Below are 25,114 nucleotides of genomic sequence, written 5' to 3' on the forward strand. Positions count from 1 at the left end.
CGGCAACGGCTGCCTCAACGCTTGCCGCCCACTTCGATGAACTGCAGGAATTCGGCGCGGGTGCGCGCGTCTTCGCGGAAGCTGCCCAGCATCTTGGAGGTCACCATGCTGACGCCGCGCTTGTGGATGCCGCGGGTGGTCATGCACTCGTGCGCCCCTTCCACCACCACGCCGACGCCGCGCGGCTGCAGCACGTCCTGGATGCACTGGGCGATCTGCGCGGTCATCTTTTCCTGCACCTGGAAGCGCCGCGCATAGCTTTCCACCACGCGCGCCAGCTTGCTGATGCCGACCACCTTGCCGCGCGGCAGATAGCCCACGTGCACCTTGCCGATGATCGGCGCCATGTGGTGCTCGCAATGGCTTTCGTAGGAGATGTCGCGCAGCACGATCAGCTCGTCGTAGCCGGCCACTTCCTCGAAGGTGCGTTCCAGGTATTCGCGCGGTTCCTCGCGGTAGCCGCTGAACCAGTCGCCATAGGCCTCGGCAACCCGGCGCGGGGTATCCAGCAGGCCCTCGCGGGCCGGGTCTTCGCCGGCCCAGCGCAGCAGGGTGCGCACGGCATCTTCGGCCTGGGCCTGGGTGACGGGGGAATCGGGCTGGTCGGACTGGCTCATGCGCAGGTGCACCCAAAGGGGGCGAGCATGGTACCCGAGGACGGGCCGGCCGCCCCAGTGGCGGTTGCGCCGGCTTGCGCGGGTTCAGTGACTATTGATTCATTGTTGAATTGATAGCATCCTATCTATTATGACGAACAGCGTTCTCTCCTCCCGTGCCCAGCTCAGCTCCGGCCTGCTGGTCGCCGCCCGCCAATGGCAGCGGCTGGCCGACCAGGCATTTGCCGACTTCGGGCTGTCCAGCGCCTGCACCGGGCCGTTGCTGATGATCGGCCGCTCCGGCGGCGGCATCCGCCAGGTGGCGCTGGCCCAGCAACTGGGCATGGAAGGCCCCTCCCTGGTGCGGCTGCTGGACAAGCTGTGCGCGCAGGCATTGGTACGCCGGCAGGCCGACAGCAGCGACCGCCGCGCCAACCAGCTGTGGCTCACCGATGCAGGCCAGGCGCTGGTCGGGCGCATCGAGATCCGCCTGGATGCGCTGCGTGCGGAGGTCTTCGGCACGCTCAGCGAAGCGCAGGTGCAGGTGGTGCTGACCCTGTGGGAGCAGATCGCGCAGGCGCATGCGCGGCTGAGTGGGTCCGACTGAGCCAGTTGTAAGGCGTCGTGCTGCGACGCGTGTAGTGCCTTGCCGATGTCCTGGCGCGCGCGGCGCCGGACGTCGTTGTTTTCCTTACCCAGGATGTGCCCGATGTACGGCGAATTCAGTCTCTACGGTGTGTTCGTTCCCACCTTGCTGGCGTTGATGACGCTGGCCTACCTGCTCAACAGCGCCATCGGTGCGCTGCTGACCCGGGCCGGCGCCTACCGGCACATCTGGCACCCGGCGCTGTTCAACCTGGCGCTGTACATCGCGCTGCTGGGCGGCCTGTTTTCCCTGACCCGTTGGATGCAATCGTGAAAAAGCTGATCAAGACCGCGGGGCCGGCGCTGCTGACCCTGGCGATGGTGGTGGTGGCCGCGGTGGTGCTGCAGCACCTGTGGCGTTATTACATGGAGGCGCCGTGGACGCGCGATGCGCACGTGGGCGCCGATGTGGTGCAGGTGGCGCCGGATGTGTCCGGGCTGGTGGAGCAGGTGGCGGTGGCCGATAACCAGGCGGTGACGCGCGGGCAGTTGCTGTTCGTGGTGGACCGCGCACGCTATGCGATCGCGCTGGAACAGGCGCGCGCCGCGCTGGCCGAGCGCCAGGCCACCTTGAGCCAGTTGCGCCGCGAGATCGCGCGCGACCGCAGCCTGCAGGACCTGGTCGCCGCCGAAGATGCCGAGGTACGCCGCTCCAATGTGCAAAAGGCGCAGGCGGCGGTGGCCACCGCGCAAGCGGCGGTGGACCTGGCCCAGCTCAATCTGGACCGCACCCAGGTGCGCAGCCCGGCCGACGGCCACATCAGCGACCGCACCGTGCGCGTGGGCGATTACGTCAGTGCCGGGCGCCCGGTGGTGGCGGTGCTGGATACCGGCTCGTTCCGCGTCGATGGCTATTTCGAGGAGACCCGCCTGCAAGGCGTGCATGCCGGCCAGCGCGTGGACGTGCACCTGATGGGCGAGCCGGCCACCTTGCACGGGCATGTGCAGAGCATCGCCGCCGGGATCGAGGACCGTTACCGCAGCGGCAGCGCCGGCGCCTTGCCCAACGTCACGCCAGCGTTCGACTGGGTGCGGCTGGCGCAGCGCATCCCGGTACGCATCGTGCTGGACCAGGTACCGGCGCATGTGCAGCTGATCGCCGGGCGCACCGCCACCGTGAGCATCCTGCCGGACGCCGTGCGTGACGCTGCCGCCAGCGCGCCTGCCCGCGTGCAGGCCAAGGCCGCGCCATGAACCGCAGCGTCTTGCGTCCTGTGGGATTGGCCGCACTGCTGAGCGCCCTGAGCGCTTGCAGCACGGTCGGCCCGAACTACGCCGTGCCGGACGATTCGGCCTACCAGCGTCCGGCCGCCAACGCGGCGTTTGTCGACACCGGCAACGCCCAGGTGCAGGCCGGCGCGCCGCTGCCGGCACGCTGGTGGGCGCTGTATCAGGACCCGATGCTGGACCGCCTGATCGAACAGGCCTTGCGCGACAACGTCGAGTTGAAGGTGGCCGGTGCCAACCTGCGCCGCGCCGCCGCGGTGTACGAACAGGCGCTGGACGCGGGCGGTTTCGATTACGAGGTGGAGGCCGGCGTCAGCCGCGCGCAGGTCTCGGCCGAGGCGTTCCTGCAGCAGGAAAAGCTGCCGGTGTTCAACCTGGCCGATGGCAAGCTCGGGGTGTCGTATCAGTTCGACCTGTTCGGCAAGCTGCAACGCGGCGCCGAGGCCGCGCAGGCCGATACGCAGGTCGCCCAGGCCGCGATCGATCTGGCGCGCGTCAACGTGGCCGCGCAGGTCGCCGGCAGTTACGTGGAGATCTGCCACGCCAACCACGAGCTGCACGTGGCCGAGCATTCGCTGCAATTGCAGCAACGCAGCCGCGACATCACCCAACGCCTGATCGCTGCCGGCCGTGGCACCCCGCCCGATCTGGCCCGCGCCACCGCACAGGTGGCGATGCTGGAAGCGGCGCTGCCGCCGCTGCGCGCGCGCCGCCAGGCCGCCGGGTATCAACTGGCCGCGCTGCTCGGCAAGACCCCCGGCGAGGTGCCAGCCGGTGTGGACGGCTGTGCGCACGCGCCGGCCCTGCAGCAACCGATTCCAATCGGCGACGGCCGCGCGCTGCTGGCGCGTCGCCCGGATGTGCGCCAGGCCGAACGCCGGCTGGCGGCAGCCACCGCGCGCATCGGCGTTGCCACTGCAGAGCTGTATCCGGAGATCCGCCTGGGCGGCTCGATCGGTGCCACCGGCCTGCTGGCCGATGTCGGCGAGCCGGCCACGCATGCCTGGTCGTTCGGCCCGCTGATCTCCTGGACGCTGCCCTCCAGCGGTGCGCGTGCGCGCGTGCGCGCCACCGAGGCCGGCGCCGACGCGGCGCTGGCGCAGTTCGACCACACCGTGCTGCAGGCGCTGCGCGAAGTGCAGACCAGCTTGTCGCGCTATGCGCAGGACCTGGACCGCCTGCACCTGCTGGAGCAGGCGCAGCAACAGGCCGAGCTGGCGTCGGCGCAGAACCGGCGTTTGTACCAGGGCGGGCGCACGCCGTATCTGTCCAGCCTGGATGCCGAGCGCACGCTGGCCACCGCCGACATGACGCTGGCCAATGCGCAGGCGCAGGTCTCGCAGGATCAACTGCAGCTGTTCCTGGCGCTGGGCGGCGGTTGGGAAGCGACCGCCGGCCGCACCGACGCCACGGCCGCGCGATGAGCGCGCTGCTGCGCGACCGCCAGGCCTGGCTGTTTTCGGCCAAGACCTTCGCCGCCTCGATCGCGGCGTTGTACGTGGGGCTGGCCGGCAATCTGTCGCGGCCGTACTGGGCGATGGCCACGGTCTACATCGTCTCCCAGCCGCTGCTCGGCCCCACCCGCGCCAAGGGCGTGTACCGCGTGCTCGGCACCTTGCTGGCCGGCGCGGCGACCCTGGTGATGCTGCCGAACCTGGTGGAGACGCCGCTGCTGCTCAGTGCGGCGATGGCGCTGTGGCTGTCGGCCTGCCTGTTCCTGGCGCTGCTCAATCGCAGCCCGCGTGGCTATGCGTTTCTGCTGGCCGGCTACACCACCGCCTTCATCGGCTTCCCGGCGGTGACCGCGCCGGAAGGCATCTTCGACACCGTGGTGGCGCGCAGCGAGGAGATCATCCTGGGCACGGTGATGGCGGTGCTGTTCGCCGCGCTGGTGTTCCCCGCCTCGGTCAAGCCGATGCTGACCGGGCGCATCGGCAACTGGATGCGCGACGCCGCGCAATGGTGCCAGCAGGTGCTGCAGCGCGGCCCAGCGCAGGCACCGCGCAACCGGCTGGCCGCCGATCTGGTGCAGTTCGAGGCGCTGATCGCCTTCGTGCGCCACGACGACCCGCGCCATGCCGGCACCGCCCCCACGCTGGAACAGCTGCGCGCGCGCATGTTGATGCTGCTGCCGGTGCTGTCGTCGGTGGCCGACCGGCTGGATGCATTGCAGCGCGATGGGTCGGCGTTGCCGCCCGAGACGGCAACGTTGCTGGAGGATGTCGCGGCCTGGGTGGACCAGGACGAGGACACGCGCAGCGATGCGGACGTGGACGCCCTGCGTGCACGCATCGCCGCCCTGCGCCCGGTGGTGGACCAGGACATCGAACATCTGCTGCTGGCGAGCCTGCTGCTGCGGCTGGAAGAGCTGCTCGACCTGTGGCAGGACTGCCGCGCGCTGCAGCAGGCAGTGGTGCGCGGCACGGCGATGCCGGTGCTGCGGGCCATGCCGGGAGCTGCGCGACAGCCTGCAACGGCCCAATCACCCGGGCAAGCCGCGGCGGTGCAGGGCGCACCCGCCACGCGTTCGCGCATGCAAGCGTCATTGCGACAGCGCCTGGGTTGGTCACGATCCGATGCACCCGTACCTGCCAGCAGCAGCCGCCACATCGATTTCGGCATGGTCGCGTTTTCCGCCCTGAGTGCGGGCGTCGCGCTGATGGCGTACTGCGTGCTGTGGATCGGCATCGGCTGGGAAGGCGGCGGCAACGGCGCGATGATGGCCGCGGTGACCGCCGCGTTCTTCGCCGCGCAGGACGACCCGGCGCCGAGCATGCTGTCGTTCCTGGCCTGGGCGGTGGTGGCCAGCGTGGTTGCCGGCATCTATCTGTTCGGCATCTTCCCGGCCATCCACGATTTCCCGATGCTGGTCCTGGTGCTGGCGGCGGTGTTCCTGCCGATCGGCGCATTGCTGCACCGCCCCAAGACCATGCTGATCGCGCTGCCGCTGGTGGTGAACCTCACCGCGCTGCTGAGCCTGCAGAACACCTACAACGCCAATATCCAGAGCTTCGTCAACGCGGCGGTGGCGATGGTGCTGGGCATTGGATTTGCGGTGGTGCTGACGCGGCTGTTCCGCTCGGTGGGTGCCGAATGGAGCGCGCGCCGGCTGGTGCGCCAGGGCTGGCGCACGCTGGCCGAGGCCGCCGACGGCCGCGGCGCACAGGACCGGCAGCACTTTGCCGCCCGCATGCTGGACCTGCTTGGCCTGCTCGCACCACGGCTGGCCCTGACGCCGGAAGGCAGCGACCTGGCCTCGGTGGACATGCTCAACGAAGTGCGCGTGGGCTTGAACATCCTGCAACTGCGCAGCGCGCGGCACGGTCTGCCGCAGCCGAGCATCGAGGCGGTGGACGCGATCCTGGTCGATGTTGCCGCGCACTACCGGCAACAGATCGCGCACAAGCGCCCGCTGCCTGCGCCGGATGCCTTGCGTGCGCGGCTGGATGCCTCGCTGGCGCGTGTCGGCAAGGTGCCGGCGGGTGCGCATCGCGATGAGGCGCTACTGGGGTTGATCGGGCTGCGTTACAGCTTGTTTGCGCAGACGGCGCCGCACACCCAGAGAAACACCGGTACCGCGCCGCCCTTGGCCCCTCTCCCTGCGGGGCGATAAGGCACTGCCTGCGCGTCAGGGGTGCGCGTGCCCTGGAGCGCCCGCGCTGCTGGCGCGAGCCGGGGCGCGGGGGTGCGGTGAGGGGACGAGGCGACGCCACGCGCGGTAAATGACACGAGGCGTCGCACGTCCCCTCATCCGCCCTTCGGGCACCTTCTCCCGCGGGGAGAAGGAAGATCGACTCCCGCAGGGAGAAGGACGCTCAACGCCCGACGGGAGAAGGGCAGAGCATCAGCGCTTGCGCTGATGCATCGCCGCTTCGTCGTCCAGCCAGTTGCTGCCCTTGTTGGTCAGGAAGAACATGTACACCACCAACGACACCGCGATCACCGCCGTCGCATAGATCACGAACTCGCTGACGTGGCCGGTCTTCAACGAGGCCTGGTACAGCAACGGCGCGGTGCCGCCAAAGGCGGAGTTGGCCAGCGCATAGCCCAGGCCCACGCCCAGCGCGCGCACATGGGTGGGGAACAGTTCGGCCTTCACCACCGCATTGATCGAGGTGTAGCCGGTCAGGATCACAAAGCCCACGGTGAGGATCGCGAACGCGGTCAGCCAGTCGGTTTGCTTCGGCAGCTCCATCACCAGGAACCAGGTGTAGAGCACCCCGCCGATACCGAAGAACACCAGCAGGCTCTTGCGCCCGACGATGTCCGACAGCCAGCCGCCCACCGGCTGCATCAGCATCAGCACCGTCAGCGCGACCAGGTTGATGATGGTGCCGGCCATCACGTCGCCACCGGCAAACGCGGTCTGGATCATCTTCGGCCCGGTGACCGAATAGGTGTAGAACGCGATGGTGCCGCCGGCGGTGATCAGGAAGCACAGCAGCAACGGGCGCCATTGGTTGACGAACAGCTCGCGCATCGAGCCCGACGCCTTGGCCTTGCCGGTGCGCGAATCGGCGATGGATTCGGAGCTCAGCGACTCGTCCATGGTCTGGCGCAGCCAGAACACCACCAGCGCACCGATGCCGCCCAGGCCGAACGCCACGCGCCAGCCCCACTCGGACACCTGCGGCGCATCGAAGAAATGCAGCATCACCAGCAGCGTGGTCTGCGCCAGCACGTGGCCGCCGACCAGCGTGACGTAATGGAACGAGGACAGGAACCCGCGCCGGCCCGGAATGGCCGCCTCGGACATGTAGGTGGCACTGGTGCCGTACTCGCCGCCGGTGGCAAAGCCCTGCAGCAGGCGCGCCAGCAACAGGATGATCGGCGCGGCGATGCCGATCGTGGCCACCGTGGGCGTCACCGCGATGACGAACGAGCACAGTGCCATCATCGACACCGAGATGGTCAACGCCAGGCGGCGGCCGTAGCGGTCGGCGAAGCGGCCGAAGTACCACGCACCGATCGGGCGCATCAGGAAGGTCATCGCAAAGATCGCCCACACGAACATCGTGGCGTTCTTGTCTTCCTTGGAGAAGAACTGCGATTCGAAATAGGTGGCAAACACCGAGTAGACGTAGACGTCGTACCACTCGACCAGATTGCCGGCCGACCCCTTGAGCGTGTTGGACACCGAACGGCGAAGGCTACCGGGGGCTGCGCCAGAACCGGCGGCGATCGGAGACGTTGGGGGTGCGCTCATGCAGTCAGAACCTCGTGGGTGGGACACCCGGGAAGTATAGGTGCGTGCTTGTGTGACGCATGTAAGCATTTCGGCGCATATACAGGCGCCGCAACCGGCGTCGGCGCACCCGCTTCAGCCCGCTTTCGGAATCGGCCGCGACGCCCGTGGCCCATCATGGGCGTGACCGCCCTGGATGCCGATCGACGGCTACGGCAACACCTGCTTGAGCGTCTCGATGAATGCGCGCAGCCCGGGCGGAATCTGCCGATGCCCCGGGTAATACAGCACCAGTCCCGGAATCGCCGGACACCACTGCTCCAGCACGCGCACCAGCGTGCCGCGTGCCAGTGCCGCCATCGCCGCGTGCTCGGGCACATAGGCGATGCCAAGGCCGGCCTCGGCGGCTTCGCTCATCATCAGGAGCTGGTCCAGCGTCAGCCGCCCCGGCACATCGATCGCCACCTCCTGGCCGCGCCGCTCGAACTCCCAGCGATACAGCCTGCCGCTGGGCATGCGATGCCGGATGCACGCATGACGATGCAGATCGTCTGGCGTGTCCGGGTAGCCGGCATGCTGCAGATACGCAGGTGCGGCCACCGCGATGAAACGCGTCTGCCCACCAAAGGGCACCGCAATCATGTCCTGCGGTACCGACTCGCTCAGGCGAATGCCGGCATCGAAGCCGGCCGCCACGATGTCCACCAGCCGCCCTTCGCTCACCAGGTCCACCGACAGCGCCGGATGACGCGCCAGCACCTGCGGCACCACCTGCTGCAACAACAGCCGCACCACCACTTCGGGGGCATTGATGCGCACCGTGCCGGTGGGCCCGCTCCGGAAGGCATCCAGTTCGCCCAGCGCCTGTTCGACGTCCTGCAATGCGGGCACCAACTTGGCGTAGAGCCGTTCGCCTGCTTCGGTCAGCGACACGCTGCGCGTGGTTCGATGCAGCAGGCGCACGCCAAGGTTGCGTTCCAGCGCGCTGATCAGATGGCTGAGCGAGGACGGTGCCAGCCCCAGCTCGGCGGCCGCACGCCGAAAGCTGCGATGCACCGCGACGCTGGTGAACGCGGCCAGGTCATTGAAGGTCGGCTTGGGCATTGGTGGATATTTCACATCAACTCATTCGGATTCTATGGCATAGACCCATCAATTCCCCGCGCCTAGAGTGGAATTCCCTTCCACGCAAAGGCCCCCCCCATGTCCCGGACCTGGCTCATCACAGGCGCATCCTCCGGCTTCGGCCGCGGCCTGGTCGAAACATTGCTGGCGCGCGGCGATCGCGTCGCAGCCACCGTGCGGCGCGCAGGAGCGCTTGCCGATCTGCAGGCCGCGCACGGCGACGCTTTGACCGTCCTGCAGCTGGATCTGCGCGACAGCGCAGCGGTGCGCGAGACCGTCACCCGGGCCTTCCAGGCCCTGGGCAGGATCGACGTGCTGGTCAGCAACGCCGGCTACGGCACGCTCGGTGCCGCTGAGGCCGCCACCGACGCCCAGGTGCGCGATCTCATCGACACCAACCTCATCGGCTCCATCACGCTGATCCAGGCCGCGCTGCCGCACCTGCGTCGCCAAGGTGGCGGGCACGTGGTGCAGGTGTCGTCCGAAGGCGGCCAGATCGCCTACCCCGGCTTCAGCCTGTATCACGCCAGCAAATGGGGCATCGAAGGCTTCATCGAAGCCGCCGCGCAGGAAGTGGCCGGCTTCGGGATCCATTTCACCCTGGCCGAACCCGGCCCGGCGCGCACCAACTTCGGCGCCTCGCTGGTCAGGACCGACATCCCGTCCGACTACCGCGGCACACCGGTCGACGCACTCAGCCGCGCGCTGGACGACGGCAGCTGGGTCATCGTCGGCGACCCGCAGCGCATGGTCGCGGCCATGATCGCCTGCACCGAGGCATCCCCCCCGCCGTTTCGGCTGGTCATGGGCACGGCGGCCTACCACGCGATCCGCGAAGCGTTGACCACGCGGCTGGCTGCGCTGGAAGACCAGCGCGACATCGCGTTGTCCACCGACAGCCCGGCTGCCGCCGGATGAAGGCAGCGACGCTGCAGCGCGCGCGTTCTGCAGCGTCACCAGCGCCGATCCGCAGCTGGCACCCCACCCTTCACGGCCCCCATGCCGCCCGGCTTGCCAGAATGCCGGCCGCTTGGGCCGTCGATGGCAGGGGAACAGGGGTTGGATGCATGACATGGATCATCGTGGCCACGGTCGTCACCACGCTGGTGGTGGGGCTGCTGCTGCTCAACTTCGCCACGCCCGAGAAAAAGCTCGAGCACATCCCCAGCCATTGCTACGACGTGTCCGACCCGCAGTTCAAGCGCGAGATGTCGGTGTTGCTGGGTCCGGCGATCCTGCCCGGCAACAAGATCCAGGTACTGCATAACGGCAGCGAGATCTTCCCGGCGATGCTGGCCGCCATCCGCAGCGCGCAGCGCACCATCACCTTCGAAACCTATATCTACTGGTCGGGCGAGATCGGCCGCGAGTTCAGCCAGGCGCTGTCCGAGCGCGCGCGCGCCGGGGTCAAGGTGCGCGTCACCATCGACTGGGGCGGCAGCCTGAAGATGGATGCGTCGCTGGTCGAGGACATGACCAAGGCCGGGGTGGAAGTGCATCGCTACCGCCCGCTGACCTGGTACAACCTGCACCGCGTCAATAACCGCACCCATCGCAAGCTGCTGGTGATCGACGGCCGCATCGGCTTCACCGGCGGCGTGGGCGTGGCCGACCAGTGGATGGGCGATGCGCAGGACCCGGAGCACTGGCGCGACTCGCATTACCGCATCGAAGGCCCGGTGGTGGCGCAGGTGCAGGCCGCCTTCAACGACAACTGGATCAAGAGCACCGGCCGCGTGCTCAACGGCGCCGAGTACTACCCGGAGCTGGCACCGGCCGGCGACAGCGACGCGCAGCTGTTCGTGGCCTCGCCGGCCGGCGGCAGCGAGAGCATGCACCTGATGTACCTGATCGCCATCGCCGCGGCGCGCAGCTCCATCGACCTGGCCGCGGCCTACTTCGTCCCCGATGCGCTGATCACCCGCTCGCTGCTGGAAGCGCGTGCGCGTGGCGTACGCATCCGCGTGCTGCTGCCGGGCAAGCATATCGATGCAGTCTCGGTGCGGCTGGCCTCCAAGGCCAGCTGGGAGCCGCTGCTGCAGGCCGGCATCGCCATCCACGAATTCCTGCCCACCATGCTGCATACCAAGCTGCTGATCATCGACGGCCTGCTGGTCTCGGTGGGCTCGACCAACTTCGACATCCGCTCGTTCCGCCTCAACGACGAGGCCAGCCTGAACGTCTACGACCGTGACCTGGCCGCGCAGATGACCGAGGTGTTCGAGCGCGACCTGCAACGGGCCGAGCCGTACACGCTGGAGCGCTGGCGCAAGCGGCCGCTGCGGCAGAAGCTTGGCGAGAAGCTGGTCCTTCCGTTCCGCTCGCAGGTGTGATGCAGCGCGGACGCCGCAAGCAGCGGCGGCGCCCGACAACCCTCACGACAGTGGCGGCGGCACCGCGATCGGCGCAGCCTGCAGCCGCAGCTGGCGCAGCCGCCACCACAGCCCGCCCAGATGCACCAGCGAATACAGCACCAGCGCCGCGGCGATGCCCAGCGTCAGCGGGCTGGCCTGCGCGCCAGCCGCCGCCGCGCCCGCGCTGAAGGCGCCATCGGCCCAGCGCCAGGCCAGGCGCCCGAGCAGCACCAGCATCAAGCCACCGCCGATCCACGGATTGGGCGTATACCAGCCGCGTCCATCCACCCATTCGGCATGCGTGTAGCGCAGCGATGCGGCGCCCAGCCCGATGCCGACCAGCGCTCCCGCGGCGATCCCCGGCCGGACCTGCGGCAGGCCATAGACCGCGTACGCCAGCGCCGCCGCGGCAACCACCAGCACCACGGCACGCAGCGCCGTGCTTACCGGCTTCCAGCGCTGGCGGCCGAAGCTGCGGCGGATGCGCCGGTAGTAGAGGAAGGCGATGGCCGCCATCGACAGATACGGCGTCAGCGGTGCGATGGCAGCAGCGGGCATGGCGATTCCTTTGCGGGGTGAGGTGACCACCGCAGAATGAAACCGCCCCCGGTAGCGAACAAGGTGCCAAGTGTCACTTTCTGCGTGCGCAGGCGGCCGGCCGGGCCGCCGCCACCACGTCCGGCCATCGCGACGGACCGGAGGCCCTCGCGCAGGACCGCTTTCCCTGCCACTGCCAATAAACGCCTCAACCGCGCGCCAGCCATTGCCACACGCGAACCAGAGCCGCACGGGTAGACTTGCCGGCAGAGCTCCCCACCGCAGTGCCATGTCCGCCATCAAGCAAGAAGCCCATACGCTGATCGACACGCTGCCCGAGACGGCAGGATGGGACGACGTGGTTCGCGTCGTGGACACCGCCAGCTTCGAGGCCGCCGTGCTGGAGGGCATGGCCGCAGCGGATCGGGGCGCGGTTGTCGCACCGGCACAGGTGGCGGCACTGTTCGCCAGATGGGGGGTTGATGTTGCGGCGTGACTGGACCGTCCCGGCCGCCAGGCAACTCGCACACGCCCAGGATCACTACCACGCGCTCAACCCGACCGCCGCCGCCGCGATGGCGCGGCGGGTGCTGGACGCCACCCGCACCCTGGCCGAGCAACCCGGGCGCGGCCGCGCCGGCCGCGTCGCCGGCACCCGCGAATGGGTGGTCAGGCAAACGCCCTACGTGCTGGTCTACCGCGTGCGCGACGACGCGCTGCAGCTGCTGCACGTCCGCCTGGAGACGCAGGACTGGCTGCCGCGCACCGAGCCGCTGATCGAGCGCATCGAACCGTGGATCGCCGCGCTGATCAGCGCCCTGCTGCATGTGCTGATGCTGCTGATCCTGCTGTCGGCCTCCACGCCCACCATGACCCCGCCGCAGGGCTCGGCCAGCGGTGGCCGCACCAAGGTGGATTTCGTCGGCGACACCTCCACGCCCGACCAGCCGGTTCCGTCCCCGACGCCCACCCCGCCGTCGCCAACGCCCGCGCCCGTGCAGCCGCCGCCGGCCGCCTCGCCGGTGCAGTCCACCCTGGTCAAGACCGCCAAGAACCCGATCCCGCCGGCAGGCAACACCCGCCGCGGCGGCCTGGTCGAGCAGCGCCAGACCCAACCGGTGCGGCGCCCCACCCCGCCGCAGCCGCCGGCAGAACCCTCGTCACCGCCGCAGCGCCGCCCCGAGACCTGGACCGGCCGCCCACCGGGCATGCTCGAAGAAGAGGCCGATGCCGCCGAAGACGGCATGTCCAACACGCCCACCATCAGCGAAGGCCGCCGCCGCGACCGCAGCAACGCCCAACCCAGCATGGATGTGGGCGGCTACCAGGTCTATTACGAGGTGCGCAGCGAAACCCAGCTGCGCAACTGGCGCGACCAGGGCATGAAGGAGTTGGCGATCATCCTGCCCGGCACCCAGTACCGCATGGTCTGCCCGCTGGAAGTCGCGCTCAAGCGCGGCTCCAGCAAATGCCGCCTGCTGCCGCCGGACTCGCCGGAGCTGAAAGACATCGGCGATGCCCGCGAGGTCATCAACATGATGGAGGTCTACAAGCAGGGCGAGCCGGTGTGGCGCGGCCCCGGGCCGTATCGGTGAGTGGTGGGGCCAGGTTGGCCCCGGATTCCACTACGGCTGGTGCGGTGATGACTGCTTCGATACCGGGTGTGTTGAAGTTGTCTAAGTGCTTGCACTTCCCTAAAGTGCAAGCAACCTGACTCCACCGGGAGGGCGACATGCCTTCTTTCACCGTCCGCAATATCCCCGATGAGGTGCATCGCGCGATCCGCGCGAGGGCCGCACTCCACGGCCGCAGCACCGAGGCGGAGATCCGCGCAATCCTTGAATCAGCGGCCAAACCGGCAGACCGGGTCAAACTCGGCTCCCTGCTGGTGGACATTGGCCGCGACGCTGGCCTGACAGCAAAACAGGCCGACGCGTTCGACACCTTACGCGACAAGACCGCAATCAAGCCGATCAGCCTGAAGTGATCCTGCTCGATACCAATGTCATCTCCGAGCTTTGGCGGCCTCAGCCCAACCCGAAGGTCGTTGCCTGGATCGATGCGCAGGCTGTCGAGACACTGTTCCTGTCGGTGGTAACGGTGGCCGAATTGCGTTATGGCATTGCCGTGATGCCCGAGGGCCGCAAGCGATCCACGTTGCATGCACGGTTGGAAAGCGATGTATTGCCACTGTTCAATGGGCGCCTGCTGGCGTTTGATCTGGACGCATCGCACGCATTCGCGACACTCGCATCGAAAGCCAGAGCCGCAGGACTCACACTCGGCCGCGCCGATGCCTACATCGCTGCAACGGCAGCCGCGCAAGGCCTGACCGTTGCCACTCGCGACACGGCACCGTTCGCGGCGATGGCGCTGGACGTCATTGACCCGTGGAGTTGATCCGGAGCGTGCGGTGACAAACCGCCGTTTCGCCCGCCCCCTCCAACGTGCTGCTTTGAAAACAGCAGCCGAACGAGCCGACGCTGTCTTCGGCTCGTTCGCCGATTACCCAGCGGTTGCAAACATCAGCGGCCCTGGTCTTTGCCCAGTTTGGTACCCAGTGCTCCCTTGAACGGCGCCGGATTGCTGGTCACCAGGCAGTTGTAGGGTTTGTCGCTGTTGAGAACCAGCACGGACGACTGCGGCCCCTTGAAATCCAGCCCGACCGAAAACAGCACATAGGTGTCTGGCAGCGCGCTCGGCCGAAACGCGCCGAAGGCATACTCCCCAGCCACGCCCAACGGCGCCAGCGGTATCGTCACCGTCAGCGGCTGTGTGGCCACAGGCGATGGCAGCGACGAGGACGCGGACATCATCTTGGATTGCACGTCGATGGAGTACTTGGTGGTGACCGCCGAGCCCAGGTACTTGGAAGCCGGTGCGGAAACCTGCTTGCGACAGGCCGCAATGTCTTCAGGCTTCTGATCCTGCTGGCCCGTCTGCAGCGTGGCAAAAACATGGGTCAGCGTGACCGTGTCCGTCTTGCTGACCGGTGCTGCAACAGCAGCGTCCATGCACAGCGCGGCCACGACGAGTGAAAGGCCACAGGCCGCAAGCGCACCGCGATAGCTGGTTTTACGTTTCATTTCGATCACTCCTTGGTCTGTGATGCAAGGTGCCGGCAGCGGCCGTTGCGCGGCTGTCGCTTGCGCCTTGAATGGAATTCGCAACGGCACCTGTGCATAACGCCAAGCGGCAGATGATCGATTGCGTACGATGACGCCCTGCTTGTGTGTGGGAAGCACCACACCTACGCCACCCAGCTGGCCACGCCGCTGGTGTGCTCATCGTTGAAGACCAACGCCTCGCAAACCCGGCAAATCGTCTCAACAACCTCGTTGCGTGATGCAGTGTGGAGTTCGGAAGCAAGCACGGCGCTCCATCGCTCACATCAGACATCCGTCAAGATAGAACGGTTACCTGGAATAGCTCGCAGACATCTGATCCATATGATCAGCTGTATCAGGAGATCGCCATGCCACACATCACGCCAAGCCGTTGGGCAACCTTCGTGCTCATAGGGATCGCAGTGCTCTCACTTTCGTCCTGCATCAATGCAGAGACCGCACGCACCGCTTCGACACAGGAAGACATCCTGAAATCAGAAGCCAGACCCATGCTCGACGAAATTTATGCGTCCCAAAAGCCCTTTCGCTTCCAACAGATCGACGTGAGCAGCATCGTCAGCAAATACATACCGCTGGCTACAGCAAAAGCAACTGTGCTGAAGATGTTCGGCAATTCTCCAACGTCAAGGATCGTTGAAGACACTGCAGGCAAGCTGGTCGTCAGGGATAACAAGGGTCAGGCGATCATGGCCCCCGATGCACGCTCCATCGTAATGACTTTTTCCCTGGATTCCAGCGGCAAAGTGACGCATGTCGACGCTGTCTACATCAAAAGCCAGTAAGCCAACCAAGCACCTCATGAACGAGAAAACCGACGTAAAAACCCGATGGCGGCCGTCTTCAACGCAACGCTGCCCCCGCTTTCAATGCGTCGGTCACAGGACCAGACACAATCTGCCGTAGCAAGCGTGCCTGACCGGAAACAAGTGAAATCTGGAACCAACATTAGATTGGCTGTTTGTCAGACATTTACCGGGTTGGAACTGACGCGGGCTTTCGTTTTAGTTACTTGGGGCTGGCGAGGCTGGCCCAGCTTCACACTATAGCTTGCACTGCTCGTGATACCGGGTGGAGTCGGGGTCGGGTCCGGTTGAGGAGGTGATTCCTGGACAGGCAGATCGGATACGGTGACCTGACCTCGCGATGGCGGCGCACGGTGGGCCGGGAACTGGCTACAGTCTGCGCAGGGCCGTGTGTGCCCGCCTCGTCCACCTGCGTTCCAAAGGATCTGCATGTCCCTGCATCGTCTTGTTCCCCGCCTGGGTCTGGCCATTGGCCTGTTGTGCGCCTGCTGCGCGCACGCCGCCGCACCGGCAGCGGCCCATCGCCTGCTGCGCGTCACGCTGGACGGGGCCAGCGACCAGCCCGTGTCCGGGCGCCTGCTGGTGTTCGCCACGTTGGCCAAGGACGCCCAGGCCGCGGCCAAGGATGGAAAGGACGGCAAAGCCGGCAAGGTGGAAGAGGTGGACGTCAGCCCGTTCCGCCCGACGGCGGTGGCCGTGGCGGCGCAGGAGGTGACCGCGCTCGCCCCCGGTGCCAGCGTCGAGATCGACCTGGACAACATCGCCTTCCCCAGCGGGTTTTCCGCGCTGCCGGCCGGCGAGTACCTGTTCCAGGCCGTGCTGGATCCGGACCACAGCTACGGCTACAGCGGCCGCGATGGCGGCGATCTGCTGAGCGAGGTCACCGCGGTGACGCCGGGCAAGGGCAAGCCGTTGCCCACGCTGAAGCTCAGCAGGCAGGTGCCGGTGTCGGACGACCCGTGGCAGGTGTCGCCGCGGGCGCCGCAGGCGATCCGCGACGCCATTCCGGAGGCCAAGCTGCATAGCGCGGACGCCTCGCTGGTGAGCCCGGCGCTGAGCGCGTTCTGGGGCCGGCCGGTGTCGCTGCGCGCCCGCGTGCTCACCCCGCCGGGCTACGACGCCAAGGCCGCTGCCCGCTATCCCACCGTGTATGTCACCCACGGCTTCGGCGGCAACTACAACCGCTTTGCCGGCAGCATCGCCGCCACCTGGAGCGCGATGGCGGCCAGGCAGATGCCGCCGATGATCTGGGTGTTCCTGGACCAGTCCACGCCCACCGGCACCCACGAGTTCGCCGACTCGGTCAACAACGGCCCCTGGGGCACCGCGCTGACCGAAGAGCTGATTCCCGCGCTGGAACGCCAGTACAAGATGGACGGCAACGCCCGGGGCCGCTTCTTGAACGGGCATTCGTCCGGCGGCTGGGCCACGCTGTGGCTGCAGACGCGCTATCCCAAGCTGTTCGGCGGTACCTGGTCCACCTCGCCCGACTCGAGCGACTTCCACGACTTCACCGGGCCGGACCTGTACGCGCCCAATGCCAACGTCTACCGCCGCCCGGACGGCAGCCAGTTCCCGCTGATCCGCGACCAGGGCAAGGTGGTGGCCGACCTGGAGACCTTCGCCAGGCTCGAACGCGTGCTCGGCCCGTACGGCGGCCAGCTCACCTCGTTCGAGTGGGTGTTTTCCCCGCGCGGGCCTGACGGCCGCCCGCTGCCGATGTTCGACCGCGACACCGGCACGGTGGACCCGGCCGTGGTGGCCTACTGGCGCACGCACTACGACATCGCCGCGCGCGTGGCCGCGCAATGGCCCACGCTCAAGCCGGACCTGGACGGCAAGATCCACCTGATCGTCGGCACCGCCGACACGTTCTACCTGGATGGGGCGGCGCGCAAGTTCCAGGCGGTGCTGGACGGCCTGGGCGCCAAAAGCGACTTCCGCTACCTGGAAGGCCGCAGCCACTTCGACCTGTACAAGGAGGGCGAGGACAGCAACGCCTTGATGAAGAAGATTGCCTGGGAGATGTACGCCGTGGCGCGGCCCAAGCAGTAAGCGCGCCCACGCACGGCCGGCGCTGCCGATCGACGGGCCGGCCACCGGCGCGCCAAGGCGCGCCGTGCAACGCTGTCGATCCTCAGGCCGAGCGCTTGGACAACTCCCATTCCAGCTGCTGCCTGAGCACCAGCAGCAGCACCTGCAGGCGGCCACCGCGCACCAGCGCGGCCGGCGTCTGCCCGTCCAGAGCGTTCATGGGCTTGCGGAACCAGCCGATCAGCGCCTCGTTGTTGCCGCCGTTCAAGGCCCAGGCGTGGCAGACGATCTCGCCCAGGTTCTCGATGCCGGTGCTGCCCAGCAGCTTGAGGTGCTCCGGCGTGAAGGCGAACAGCGTCAGCACCAGCTCGGCATCGGCCGCCTTGCCGTAATCGGCCTCCATCTGCTGGCTGTGCGCAGTGCTGTAGATCAACGCCTGCGCGCGGAAGTCTTCGGCACGCCGCATGCCGGTGAGCAGTGATGCAATGAGGTCGGCGCGTTCCATGAGGCAGTCCAGCGGTGTGATAGCGCGCACGCTATCGACGTTGCCGCCGCCGCTCAATCAGGAGACTCCTGACAGGCGGTATCGGCGTCAGCGGCCGTTATAGTCCGCGCCGGCCGGCGTTGGTGCCTGGCGGCGGCGTTGGCGGCCGATTGCTGCTCGCGCGCCCGCCGTAGCGGCGTCACCCATTGGCCGTGCTTGACGTGCACATTGCTAGGATTCGGGCGCGTTACTGGCAGCAGCCCGCGCCTGCAGGGCTGCAGTACTGGAGTGTCATCTCATGAGGAGTTGTCAGATGCCCTGGAAACCCGCCCTCGCCGTGCTTGCCCTGTCCACCGCCGCGCTGCCGGCCTTGGCCCAGTCCGACCGCCAGGTGGTCAAGGACATGCTCACCCGCTCGGCCAACGTCTGCCCCGGCCACAGCACCGACCGCACCGGCCCCACCGTCAAGGCCGTGCCCGTGGGCGCGCTGCGGGTGATGCTGGAACGCGGCCTGGTCATGTGCCCCGACCGCCGCCTGGATGCCGCCGCGCCAGCGGTGTTCTACGGCCGCCTGGGCGTGTTCGCCTGGAACCCCGAAGTGCCCGCCGGCAAGACGGTGATCGTCAAGCAGATCGACACCATGACCCGCAACGAGGACTACCCCGCCGAGACGCTGGTGTGGGACGCCAAGGGCACCGCGCTCAAGCAGCAGACCGTGCCAATGTTCGAGCCCAGGCCAGGCGCGGCGGTGTTGTACAAGGTGCGCTAAGTCGAAGGCTCACAGAAGCACTCAGTCCCCTGGCTGCAACGGCTGCATCCTCTCATTCCATCTTGCAGCCGCGGCTCGCCTACAAGGATGCCCGCCGGCTGCCGTACCTGACATCGCGCCAGGTGCGGCGGCCGGCGGTCTGCAGGAAAACCGGCCGTGGGCACGGACCGTATTGTCGGCGCATGCGGCACGCCGTTCTGTCCACTGCCTATACTCGACTTCGGCACGCAGCATAGGAGGATGCATGAGACACCCACTGGCCCTGGCGGGCCTCGCATGCATCGCATTGGGCCTCGCCGTTCCCGGCTGCAGCGCAACACAAACAGGCGCCAACACCATGACCAACGAACAAGGATGCGTCCGGCAACGCGGCGGTCCGCAAGACCCCGGCACCAGCCCGCCACCGGTCATGGAGGCGTGCCTGGGTCCGTACAAGCTGCATATTCCAGCCAACTATTTCGACGACCAGATGGGCCCGAACTTCGATGGTAGCTTCGGGCTATATCTGGAATACCCGGATTTAAATGCGTTTGCTCCTGGCGAACGTGCCCACCTGAAGCTGGACGTGGCCACCCGCACCGTCAATATCGGCTATCGCTATCTCGACCGCGTTGATCCCGATGTGTTTCTTCGGCGGCAGTACACGCCGGACAGCACAGCGCAGGACACCCCGGAGGCGGATATCAACACGCGCATCAAGGGAGCAGAAAAAGACGGGCTCACGCCTTACTACGCCAACATCGCCGCGTACCGGGAGCACTACTTGGCGCAAGGGCTGAAACCATCCAATTCCATCATGGACGCAAGCTACTACAAGGATTGGTATGTCCGCCGCGACGCACAAGGAAACATCGACACCATCATCAAGTGCACGTCCCGCGAGGTCGAACAGTCGGGCGTGGAGGTCCGCGAGGGCAAGCTAGTGCGCAGCAAGGACCGGGAACTTCCCCGCTGCGAGCACATCTTCGTCATTCCGGAACTGAAGGTCGCAGTGGAGATCGACTATGTGCGCGTTGCGTTGAAGGACTGGAAGAAGATCCAGGACCGCGCACGAAGCGCACTGAAAGACTTCATGCCGGCCCGCACCGGCACCTGAGTGCTTTCTAACGACAAGGAGGTGATGCGTGCCAGGACTGACACAAGACGATCTTAGGATTCTTTCGGCCTATGCGCGGCAGGAAAACCGCGAGCTGTATTGGAACTACCTCGCCCACAAGGACGGCAACGATGGCTACGGCCTGCTTGCCTTGGGTGTGGTGCGCAACGACAACGCTCCCGGAGCGACCGCAAACATCTTCGCCGACAACCGCGCACGCGATGGCGGCGTCCGGATGAGCGAGCGCGAATGGAACCAGTTTGGCGTCGACCTCATGCGGCGCGATCTGGACGAACGCCGGGGCCAACTGGATGCCGGGCACCCGGACCTGGCGCTCAATCTCCCGGTCCGGGACGTGCAGGACGTGCATGACCGTACCTTCCAAGCCCACCAGATCGATCCCAATGCCTGGACGCCACGCGAGTTTCTGCAAGCCGCACGGCGCCATGGCGGTGAAGGTGAGGCAGAACAGGCCTGGACCATGATGCTGGACAACACGGCCCTTGGCTTGTCGCGCATGCGCGCGACCAGTTGGGACACCATGCATACCTACAACGACCAGAACCTGGATGCGGCGGCATACATGGGCCGCATGGCTGGGGCAAGGACATTGGCGACCCAGGCACTGCCCAATACGGATCCAGACCGGATTGGAGCGGTCAGTTCTTATGCGCTATACGACGCGCGCTCAAAACAGTGGACCCAGGTGACCACAAGCGGGGAGGTGCCCACATCTCAACCCATTCGAGATACCCACCAACTGCAGGAGCTCAACGACACGCGCCAACTCAGGTTGAACCGGCAGGAGCTGAGGCGCGAGTTCCATCCCGATGACCCGTACCGGAACCTGCCGATCGTCCGCAGCCCTTACCTGTTGTCCGACAACACGCCGTCCAATGCGCAGGAACAGGCAACGCAAGTGGCGGCCGCCGCGTCCGTCACCACGCCCGATCAACCCGGTCACCCACGATTCGCATTGCACCAGCAGTGCAGCGCTGGAGTCGATGCACTGGACCGCCAACTCGGGCGCCAGCCCGACCAGCGTAGCGCATGCATGACCGCCAGCCTGACCGCCCTGGCGGCTGCCAATGGGCTCGACCGTGTGGACCACGTGTTGCTGAGCAAGGCCGGGAGCGAAGCACAGGCGGGTCAACATGTGTTCGTCGTCCAGGGCGATCCAGGCAACCCGGCGCATCTGCGCGCGCATATGCCAACGGATCAAGCGGTCACGACGCCGGTGGAAACCTCGTTCCGCGAACTGGCGCAGGTCGATCAGCGCCAACAGTTGCAGCAGCAAAACGCGCAGACGCTGGCGCAACAGCAAGAGGCACCAACGCACGGTGCGCGCGCACTCGGCATTTGATGCCGGTCGTTGAAATGGATCACCTTAGCGAGCAAATGTGCATGAGCGACAACGCCGATTTGGAGAAGCGACTCTTTGCCGCAGCGCTTTACGAGCTGCGACTGCTTCTATCCAGCTACGTCGACCCCAACGATCAAAGCGCATTGGGAAGCGCCGCGTGGATTGCGTACCGGCTGCATAACCAGGCACTTGCCACGCTCGCAGGGCAACCGTTCGATGTAGAAAGCGCGCTGGATGGACTACAGAAACTGGAGCCAGCGCTTGGCAAAGAGCGCATGGAGCAGTTCCGCTGCGCAGTCTTCAATCAGGTCTGACACTTCGGCAACTGCTGGATCGACGCGAGCGGATCAGTGATCGACCTGAGGTGCTTTAGGGCCTAGCCTGCGCTTCGCGCAGCGGAACCGTTTTTCAGCCGGCGTCGATGCGGAAGTCGGCGCCTCGCACGTTCCGGCGCACAATGCCGACGATCCCGCCCCCCATTATGTGAATCAGCAACGGCACCGCCCAACTGGCCCATAGCAATACCGCGATCGTTTCGGGCGATGGCGTCACCCCGGCACCGACCGCTGCGTAGAGCACCGCACGGAACATGACCGGCGCCAGGGTCACCAGATACGCCCGTACCATCCAGCGCCGGTGCCGGCCAACCTGCCCGCGATGGATGGCCACCAGGCCGACGGAAGCCACCACCAGCCACGCCGCTTCCGTCGCCGCGAAGGCTACGCGGATGACCATCGGCGCTGGCGAGGTGGCAATCAACCCGGTGGCGCCCACCATCGCCACCAGCATGCCGGCGAAGTAGGCACGCCCAACCCAGCGGTGCACCCATGCGTGCCTGCGCCAGCGTTGCGTGGCGAACTGCAGCGTGCCCAGTGCAATGCCGGCGGCGCCGCCACCCAGATGGCACCACAGCCAGCCGCGCCGGGTCAGGAACATGGCATATGCCGGCGACTCCAGCGCGGCGTACTTCAGGTACACGTGACGCACGAACTCGGCCGCGAACGCGGCCAGCGCAAGCCACAGCAGCGCCCACGCCACGCGGGCGACCGGCCTGCCACCAGCAACCGCTACACCGTCGCGCATTGGATCGACCCGCATGCCCCGCTCCTTCGGCCAGCCGGCTCTCGGCAGCGGCACGCTAGCATGGACACGCCGCGTGAGCGCTGGCGCAGATCCTTGAGCGATGCGGGACGAAGGCTTATGCGTGCCGCTGCACGTCATGCGGCACCGGGTCCCGCCACTCGCTGCCGAGCCGCTGCTCATAGATTTCGTCCACGACACTGCGCGCTGCACGGGCGGCATTGAAGATGCTCTCGCCCAGAACCGACAAGCTGGTGGCATCCAGTGGCTTGCCGCTGCACACCGCCACCATGTCGCTTTGCGCGGTGATCGTGCGCAGCAGCGTGTGGAACTGGTCGATCTGCTGCAGGGTGACGCCGAAGGTGAAGGGCTCTTGGTGCGGTTGCAGCTTCGCCGCTGGCGTGGCGCGTCGCCGAGCGGTAGTCGAAAGGGCTTTCGAAGCAGTCATGGCGTCCATCCTCGACGTGAGCGGACGGGATGTCCGCAAAGCCAGCGTAACGCGCTCTTTCGGATATCTGAAAACCAGATATTTCGCCTGGATTTCTAGCGAAACGGAGGCTCGCGTCTCAAGCCAATTTTGTCGGTTCGACTGTCGCGGTGAAGAGCCGAGGATCACCGGTGATCGGATCATCGAACGCCAACGTATGCGCGAACAACCGCAGCGGCCGTTCCGGATCATCGGGCCGCTGATCTTCCAGCTCTGGATAGAAACGGTCATGCAGGATCGGGGCGCCAAGTGCGGCCATGTGCACGCGCAACTGGTGCTTGCGCCCGGTGACCGGCTCCAGCCGATACGTCCACATGTCTGCGCCGCGCGCAATCACATCGATCACCGTCTCGCTGTTCGGCTCGCCCACGCCCTCGCGCATGCGGAAGAACGGCTCACCCGGCTCCAGCCGGCTGCGATGCACATATGGAAACGTCAGCCCCGGCAGCGGCGGCGCCACCGCCAGATAGTGCTTGCGGATGCGTCGCTCGCGGAACAGCGCTTGGTAGATCCCGCGTGTGGCCGGGTTGGCAGAGAACAACACCAACCCCGCAGTGTCGCGATCGATGCGGTGCAGCGGTACCAATGCGGGGTTATCGAAACGCCGCACCAAACGGGTCAACAGCGTCTGGTGCACGTAGGCACCGGCTGGCACCACGGGCAGGAAATGCGGCTTGCAGGCCACGACAATATGCGCGTCGGCATGCAACACCGTTTCCGTTGCCGTGATGATCGGCTCATCCGCGACTTCCCGGAAGTAATAGATCTCCGCACCAAGCCGATACGGCGCGGCGATATCCAATGCCTGCTGCTGCGCATCCAGTACGCGCCCACGCGCGAAGCGATCACGCCACGTGTCAGCACCAACGACCGGAAAGCACGCACACAGCGCCTCCCACACCGTGTGCCACGGGCCGGACGGGAGCTGGAACTGGCTGGCAGGAGTGCCATCGAGGGTCGGGCGAGGAGCAGACATGGCGACAGCAGAAGCGCACTCAAGCAGATGGGCTGGGATCGTACCTTGTCGCGTCGATTCTCTCCGCAGTGATGTATCGGCTCTCCAATTCAGAAAGAGATTTTCGAGCGCTACGAATCGCATGCATTACTGGGAAGCGTACACAGAGACCACTACCGCAGCCCGCTTCATCGCGTTGATTGGCATGCGGTTGCGCTAAACAACGCGCAAGCGAACTCAAGCTTTAGCGTAAAGAACACACCTGTTTACCTGCGCACGCGTCGTGCCGAGCGTTGATGAGCCATTGATCGCAACGGCGCGCATGGTCTGCTGACAAAAACCGCTTCAACGGCTATGTTCAAACCGGGAACGGGGGTTCTGGCATGGGACGCAGAAAGAAACAGGGTGGATTCGAAGCGTTGGCCGCATTGCCGTGGCCGGTTGGCTTCGTGATGGGAATCGCTGCGTATCTGGTGGTGCGCTACGGCATTGGCTGGTGGTTCTCTCACCACGGCGGGATGTTGTCGCAAGGCTTCGCACAGCAATCGAGTGGAACATTCGCGCCATTGGCGTGGACGCTGCTCGGCGTCTGCTGGCTTGCTGCGTTGTTCTCCTACCTGGGCACGCGCAGCCGGCGGCGCTTTCTGGAAACACGCACAAGCCTGGAGAGCCTGGCCGCCGGCGGCTGGCGCCAGTTCGAACTATTGGTGGGCGAAGCGTTTCGCCGCCAGGGCTACAGCGTCGAAGAAACAGGCCTGGGCGGCGCAGACGGCGGCATCGACCTGATACTGCGCAAGGACAGCCGCCGCACGCTGGTGCAATGCAAGCAGTGGAAGCGCCAGCAGGTCGGTGTCAGCGTAGTGCGGGAGATGTACGGCCTGCTGGCCCATCACCAAGCCCATGCGGTCAAGATCGCCTGCATCGGTACCTACACGAAGGACGCTGAGCGCTTTGCCGAAGGCAAGCCGATTGAACTGATTGGGGGCAAAAAGTTGCTGGGAATGATTCGAGCGGCGCAACACCACGCCACCGCGCCACCGACACCACAAGCAGCGCGCGTCGAAGCTGTCTCTGCTTCGACTGAGTCCACTGCTTCCGCGACCATCGCCACCCAAAACTGCCCGCGCTGCGGCAGCTCGCTTGTGCAAAGAATAAATCGGCGCACTAGCGAGAACTTCCTAGGCTGCAGCCAGTTCCCGAAATGCAGAGGAACTGCGTAAGTCAACTGACCCTGTTTTATCAATAC

Annotated in this window: 27 protein-coding genes; 18 read left to right on the top strand and 9 right to left on the bottom strand. The window is 66.4% G+C overall.

The window, feature by feature from the left end:
* Positions 1–14: 14 nt before the first annotated feature.
* Positions 15–617, bottom strand: a complete 603-nt coding sequence (gene folE / locus EO174_RS20785) for a GTP cyclohydrolase I FolE (protein WP_104543982.1) — start codon at positions 615–617, stop codon at positions 15–17.
* A 130-nt stretch (positions 618–747) separates the two neighbouring features.
* On the opposite strand from folE, the gene EO174_RS20790 reads away from it, so the two are divergent.
* The 5 genes from EO174_RS20790 to EO174_RS20810 all read left to right on the top strand — a co-directional run bounded on the left by EO174_RS20790 (position 748) and on the right by EO174_RS20810 (position 6,081).
* Positions 748–1,203: a MarR family transcriptional regulator gene (locus EO174_RS20790; protein ID WP_104586048.1), complete on the top strand. Its 456-nt coding sequence runs from the start codon at positions 748–750 to the stop codon at positions 1,201–1,203.
* 93 nt (positions 1,204–1,296) lie between these two features.
* Complete coding sequence (locus tag EO174_RS20795) at positions 1,297–1,515, top strand: DUF1656 domain-containing protein (RefSeq protein ID WP_024939640.1); 219 nt, start codon at positions 1,297–1,299, stop codon at positions 1,513–1,515.
* Positions 1,512–2,435: an efflux RND transporter periplasmic adaptor subunit gene (locus EO174_RS20800; protein WP_164740288.1), complete on the top strand. Its 924-nt coding sequence runs from the start codon at positions 1,512–1,514 to the stop codon at positions 2,433–2,435. The genes EO174_RS20795 and EO174_RS20800 overlap by 4 nt, the downstream gene beginning before the upstream one ends.
* A complete protein-coding gene (locus tag EO174_RS20805) occupies positions 2,432–3,892 on the top strand; it encodes an efflux transporter outer membrane subunit (RefSeq protein WP_126947185.1) in 1,461 nt (486 codons plus the stop codon). The genes EO174_RS20800 and EO174_RS20805 overlap by 4 nt, the downstream gene beginning before the upstream one ends.
* Positions 3,889–6,081: an FUSC family protein gene (locus EO174_RS20810; RefSeq protein WP_126947188.1), complete on the top strand. Its 2,193-nt coding sequence runs from the start codon at positions 3,889–3,891 to the stop codon at positions 6,079–6,081. Before EO174_RS20805 ends, EO174_RS20810 begins: the two co-directional genes overlap by 4 nt.
* Positions 6,082–6,312: 231 nt before the next feature.
* Here the strand turns inward: EO174_RS20810 and EO174_RS20820 are convergent, their stop codons facing one another.
* Positions 6,313–7,674, bottom strand: coding sequence for an MFS transporter (locus tag EO174_RS20820; protein WP_024939637.1), 1,362 nt, complete (start codon positions 7,672–7,674; stop codon positions 6,313–6,315).
* Between the two features lie 189 nt (positions 7,675–7,863).
* Entirely contained in the window at positions 7,864–8,757 is an 894-nt protein-coding gene (locus EO174_RS20825; protein WP_104650607.1) for a LysR family transcriptional regulator, read from the bottom strand.
* Between the two features lie 99 nt (positions 8,758–8,856).
* Between EO174_RS20825 and EO174_RS20830 the strand changes: the two genes are divergently transcribed.
* Both EO174_RS20830 and EO174_RS20835 read left to right on the top strand, forming a co-directional pair.
* The gene (locus EO174_RS20830) at positions 8,857–9,696 is read left to right on the top strand and encodes an SDR family oxidoreductase (RefSeq protein WP_126947191.1); all 840 of its coding nucleotides are present in this window, start codon (positions 8,857–8,859) and stop codon (positions 9,694–9,696) included.
* A 149-nt stretch (positions 9,697–9,845) separates the two neighbouring features.
* Positions 9,846–11,111: a phospholipase D-like domain-containing protein gene (locus EO174_RS20835; RefSeq protein WP_164739643.1), complete on the top strand. Its 1,266-nt coding sequence runs from the start codon at positions 9,846–9,848 to the stop codon at positions 11,109–11,111.
* Between the two features lie 42 nt (positions 11,112–11,153).
* Here EO174_RS20835 and EO174_RS20840 read toward each other — a convergent pair whose 3' ends face one another.
* Positions 11,154–11,690: a hypothetical protein gene (locus tag EO174_RS20840; RefSeq protein ID WP_126947194.1), complete on the bottom strand. Its 537-nt coding sequence runs from the start codon at positions 11,688–11,690 to the stop codon at positions 11,154–11,156.
* Between the two features lie 268 nt (positions 11,691–11,958).
* Between EO174_RS20840 and EO174_RS20845 the strand changes: the two genes are divergently transcribed.
* The 4 genes from EO174_RS20845 to EO174_RS20860 all read left to right on the top strand — a co-directional run bounded on the left by EO174_RS20845 (position 11,959) and on the right by EO174_RS20860 (position 14,069).
* The gene (locus EO174_RS20845; RefSeq protein WP_104586339.1) at positions 11,959–12,165 is read left to right on the top strand and encodes a hypothetical protein; all 207 of its coding nucleotides are present in this window, start codon (positions 11,959–11,961) and stop codon (positions 12,163–12,165) included.
* Entirely contained in the window at positions 12,152–13,264 is a 1,113-nt protein-coding gene (locus EO174_RS20850; RefSeq protein ID WP_126947197.1) for a type II toxin-antitoxin system RelE/ParE family toxin, read from the top strand. Before EO174_RS20845 ends, EO174_RS20850 begins: the two co-directional genes overlap by 14 nt.
* 137 nt (positions 13,265–13,401) lie before the next feature.
* Complete coding sequence (locus EO174_RS20855) at positions 13,402–13,656, top strand: Arc family DNA-binding protein (RefSeq protein ID WP_102582218.1); 255 nt, start codon at positions 13,402–13,404, stop codon at positions 13,654–13,656.
* On the top strand, positions 13,653–14,069 hold the full coding sequence (locus tag EO174_RS20860) for a type II toxin-antitoxin system VapC family toxin (RefSeq protein ID WP_104627459.1): 417 nt from the start codon (positions 13,653–13,655) through the stop codon (positions 14,067–14,069). Before EO174_RS20855 ends, EO174_RS20860 begins: the two co-directional genes overlap by 4 nt.
* Positions 14,070–14,194: 125 nt before the next feature.
* Here EO174_RS20860 and EO174_RS20865 read toward each other — a convergent pair whose 3' ends face one another.
* Positions 14,195–14,755: a hypothetical protein gene (locus tag EO174_RS20865; RefSeq protein WP_126946845.1), complete on the bottom strand. Its 561-nt coding sequence runs from the start codon at positions 14,753–14,755 to the stop codon at positions 14,195–14,197.
* A 389-nt stretch (positions 14,756–15,144) separates the two neighbouring features.
* Between EO174_RS20865 and EO174_RS20870 the strand changes: the two genes are divergently transcribed.
* Positions 15,145–15,579: a DUF6393 family protein gene (locus EO174_RS20870; RefSeq protein ID WP_241240051.1), complete on the top strand. Its 435-nt coding sequence runs from the start codon at positions 15,145–15,147 to the stop codon at positions 15,577–15,579.
* Positions 15,580–16,029: 450 nt separating this feature from the next.
* Positions 16,030–17,655, top strand: coding sequence for an alpha/beta hydrolase-fold protein (locus EO174_RS20875; protein ID WP_126947200.1), 1,626 nt, complete (start codon positions 16,030–16,032; stop codon positions 17,653–17,655).
* A gap of 82 nt (positions 17,656–17,737) precedes the next feature.
* Here the strand turns inward: EO174_RS20875 and EO174_RS20880 are convergent, their stop codons facing one another.
* Positions 17,738–18,139 carry an antitoxin Xre/MbcA/ParS toxin-binding domain-containing protein gene (locus EO174_RS20880; RefSeq protein ID WP_126968946.1) on the bottom strand — a complete coding sequence of 134 codons (402 nt, stop codon included), beginning with the start codon at positions 18,137–18,139 and terminating at the stop codon, positions 17,738–17,740.
* A 292-nt stretch (positions 18,140–18,431) separates the two neighbouring features.
* Here EO174_RS20880 and EO174_RS20885 point away from each other — a divergent pair, with 292 nt between their 5' ends.
* From EO174_RS20885 to EO174_RS20900, 4 genes are all read left to right on the top strand, one after another.
* The gene (locus EO174_RS20885; protein ID WP_164740289.1) at positions 18,432–18,887 is read left to right on the top strand and encodes a hypothetical protein; all 456 of its coding nucleotides are present in this window, start codon (positions 18,432–18,434) and stop codon (positions 18,885–18,887) included.
* A 337-nt stretch (positions 18,888–19,224) separates the two neighbouring features.
* Positions 19,225–19,983, top strand: a complete 759-nt coding sequence (locus tag EO174_RS20890) for a hypothetical protein (RefSeq protein WP_126947232.1) — start codon at positions 19,225–19,227, stop codon at positions 19,981–19,983.
* 28 nt (positions 19,984–20,011) lie between these two features.
* Positions 20,012–21,346 (top strand): XVIPCD domain-containing protein, encoded by a 1,335-nt coding sequence (locus tag EO174_RS20895; protein ID WP_126947206.1) that lies wholly within the window; start codon positions 20,012–20,014, stop codon positions 21,344–21,346.
* 41 nt (positions 21,347–21,387) lie between these two features.
* Complete coding sequence (locus EO174_RS20900; protein WP_126947209.1) at positions 21,388–21,660, top strand: hypothetical protein; 273 nt, start codon at positions 21,388–21,390, stop codon at positions 21,658–21,660.
* 94 nt (positions 21,661–21,754) lie between these two features.
* On the opposite strand, the gene EO174_RS20905 is transcribed toward EO174_RS20900, so the two are convergent.
* The 3 genes from EO174_RS20905 to EO174_RS20915 form a co-directional block, all read right to left on the bottom strand.
* Positions 21,755–22,429, bottom strand: coding sequence for a DUF2306 domain-containing protein (locus tag EO174_RS20905; RefSeq protein ID WP_241240054.1), 675 nt, complete (start codon positions 22,427–22,429; stop codon positions 21,755–21,757).
* 115 nt (positions 22,430–22,544) lie between these two features.
* Positions 22,545–22,874: a hypothetical protein gene (locus EO174_RS20910; RefSeq protein ID WP_164740292.1), complete on the bottom strand. Its 330-nt coding sequence runs from the start codon at positions 22,872–22,874 to the stop codon at positions 22,545–22,547.
* A 118-nt stretch (positions 22,875–22,992) separates the two neighbouring features.
* Positions 22,993–23,889: an RluA family pseudouridine synthase gene (locus EO174_RS20915; protein ID WP_126947238.1), complete on the bottom strand. Its 897-nt coding sequence runs from the start codon at positions 23,887–23,889 to the stop codon at positions 22,993–22,995.
* A 362-nt stretch (positions 23,890–24,251) separates the two neighbouring features.
* On the opposite strand from EO174_RS20915, the gene EO174_RS20920 reads away from it, so the two are divergent.
* Positions 24,252–25,088 (top strand): restriction endonuclease, encoded by an 837-nt coding sequence (locus EO174_RS20920; RefSeq protein ID WP_126947215.1) that lies wholly within the window; start codon positions 24,252–24,254, stop codon positions 25,086–25,088.
* The last annotated feature ends 26 nt before the right edge of the window (positions 25,089–25,114 follow it).

Origin of the sequence: Xanthomonas sp. BRIP62418 (assembly GCF_003993495.1) — a bacterium.
In the GTDB taxonomy this organism is placed as follows: Bacteria; Pseudomonadota; Gammaproteobacteria; order Xanthomonadales; family Xanthomonadaceae; genus Xanthomonas; species Xanthomonas euroxanthea.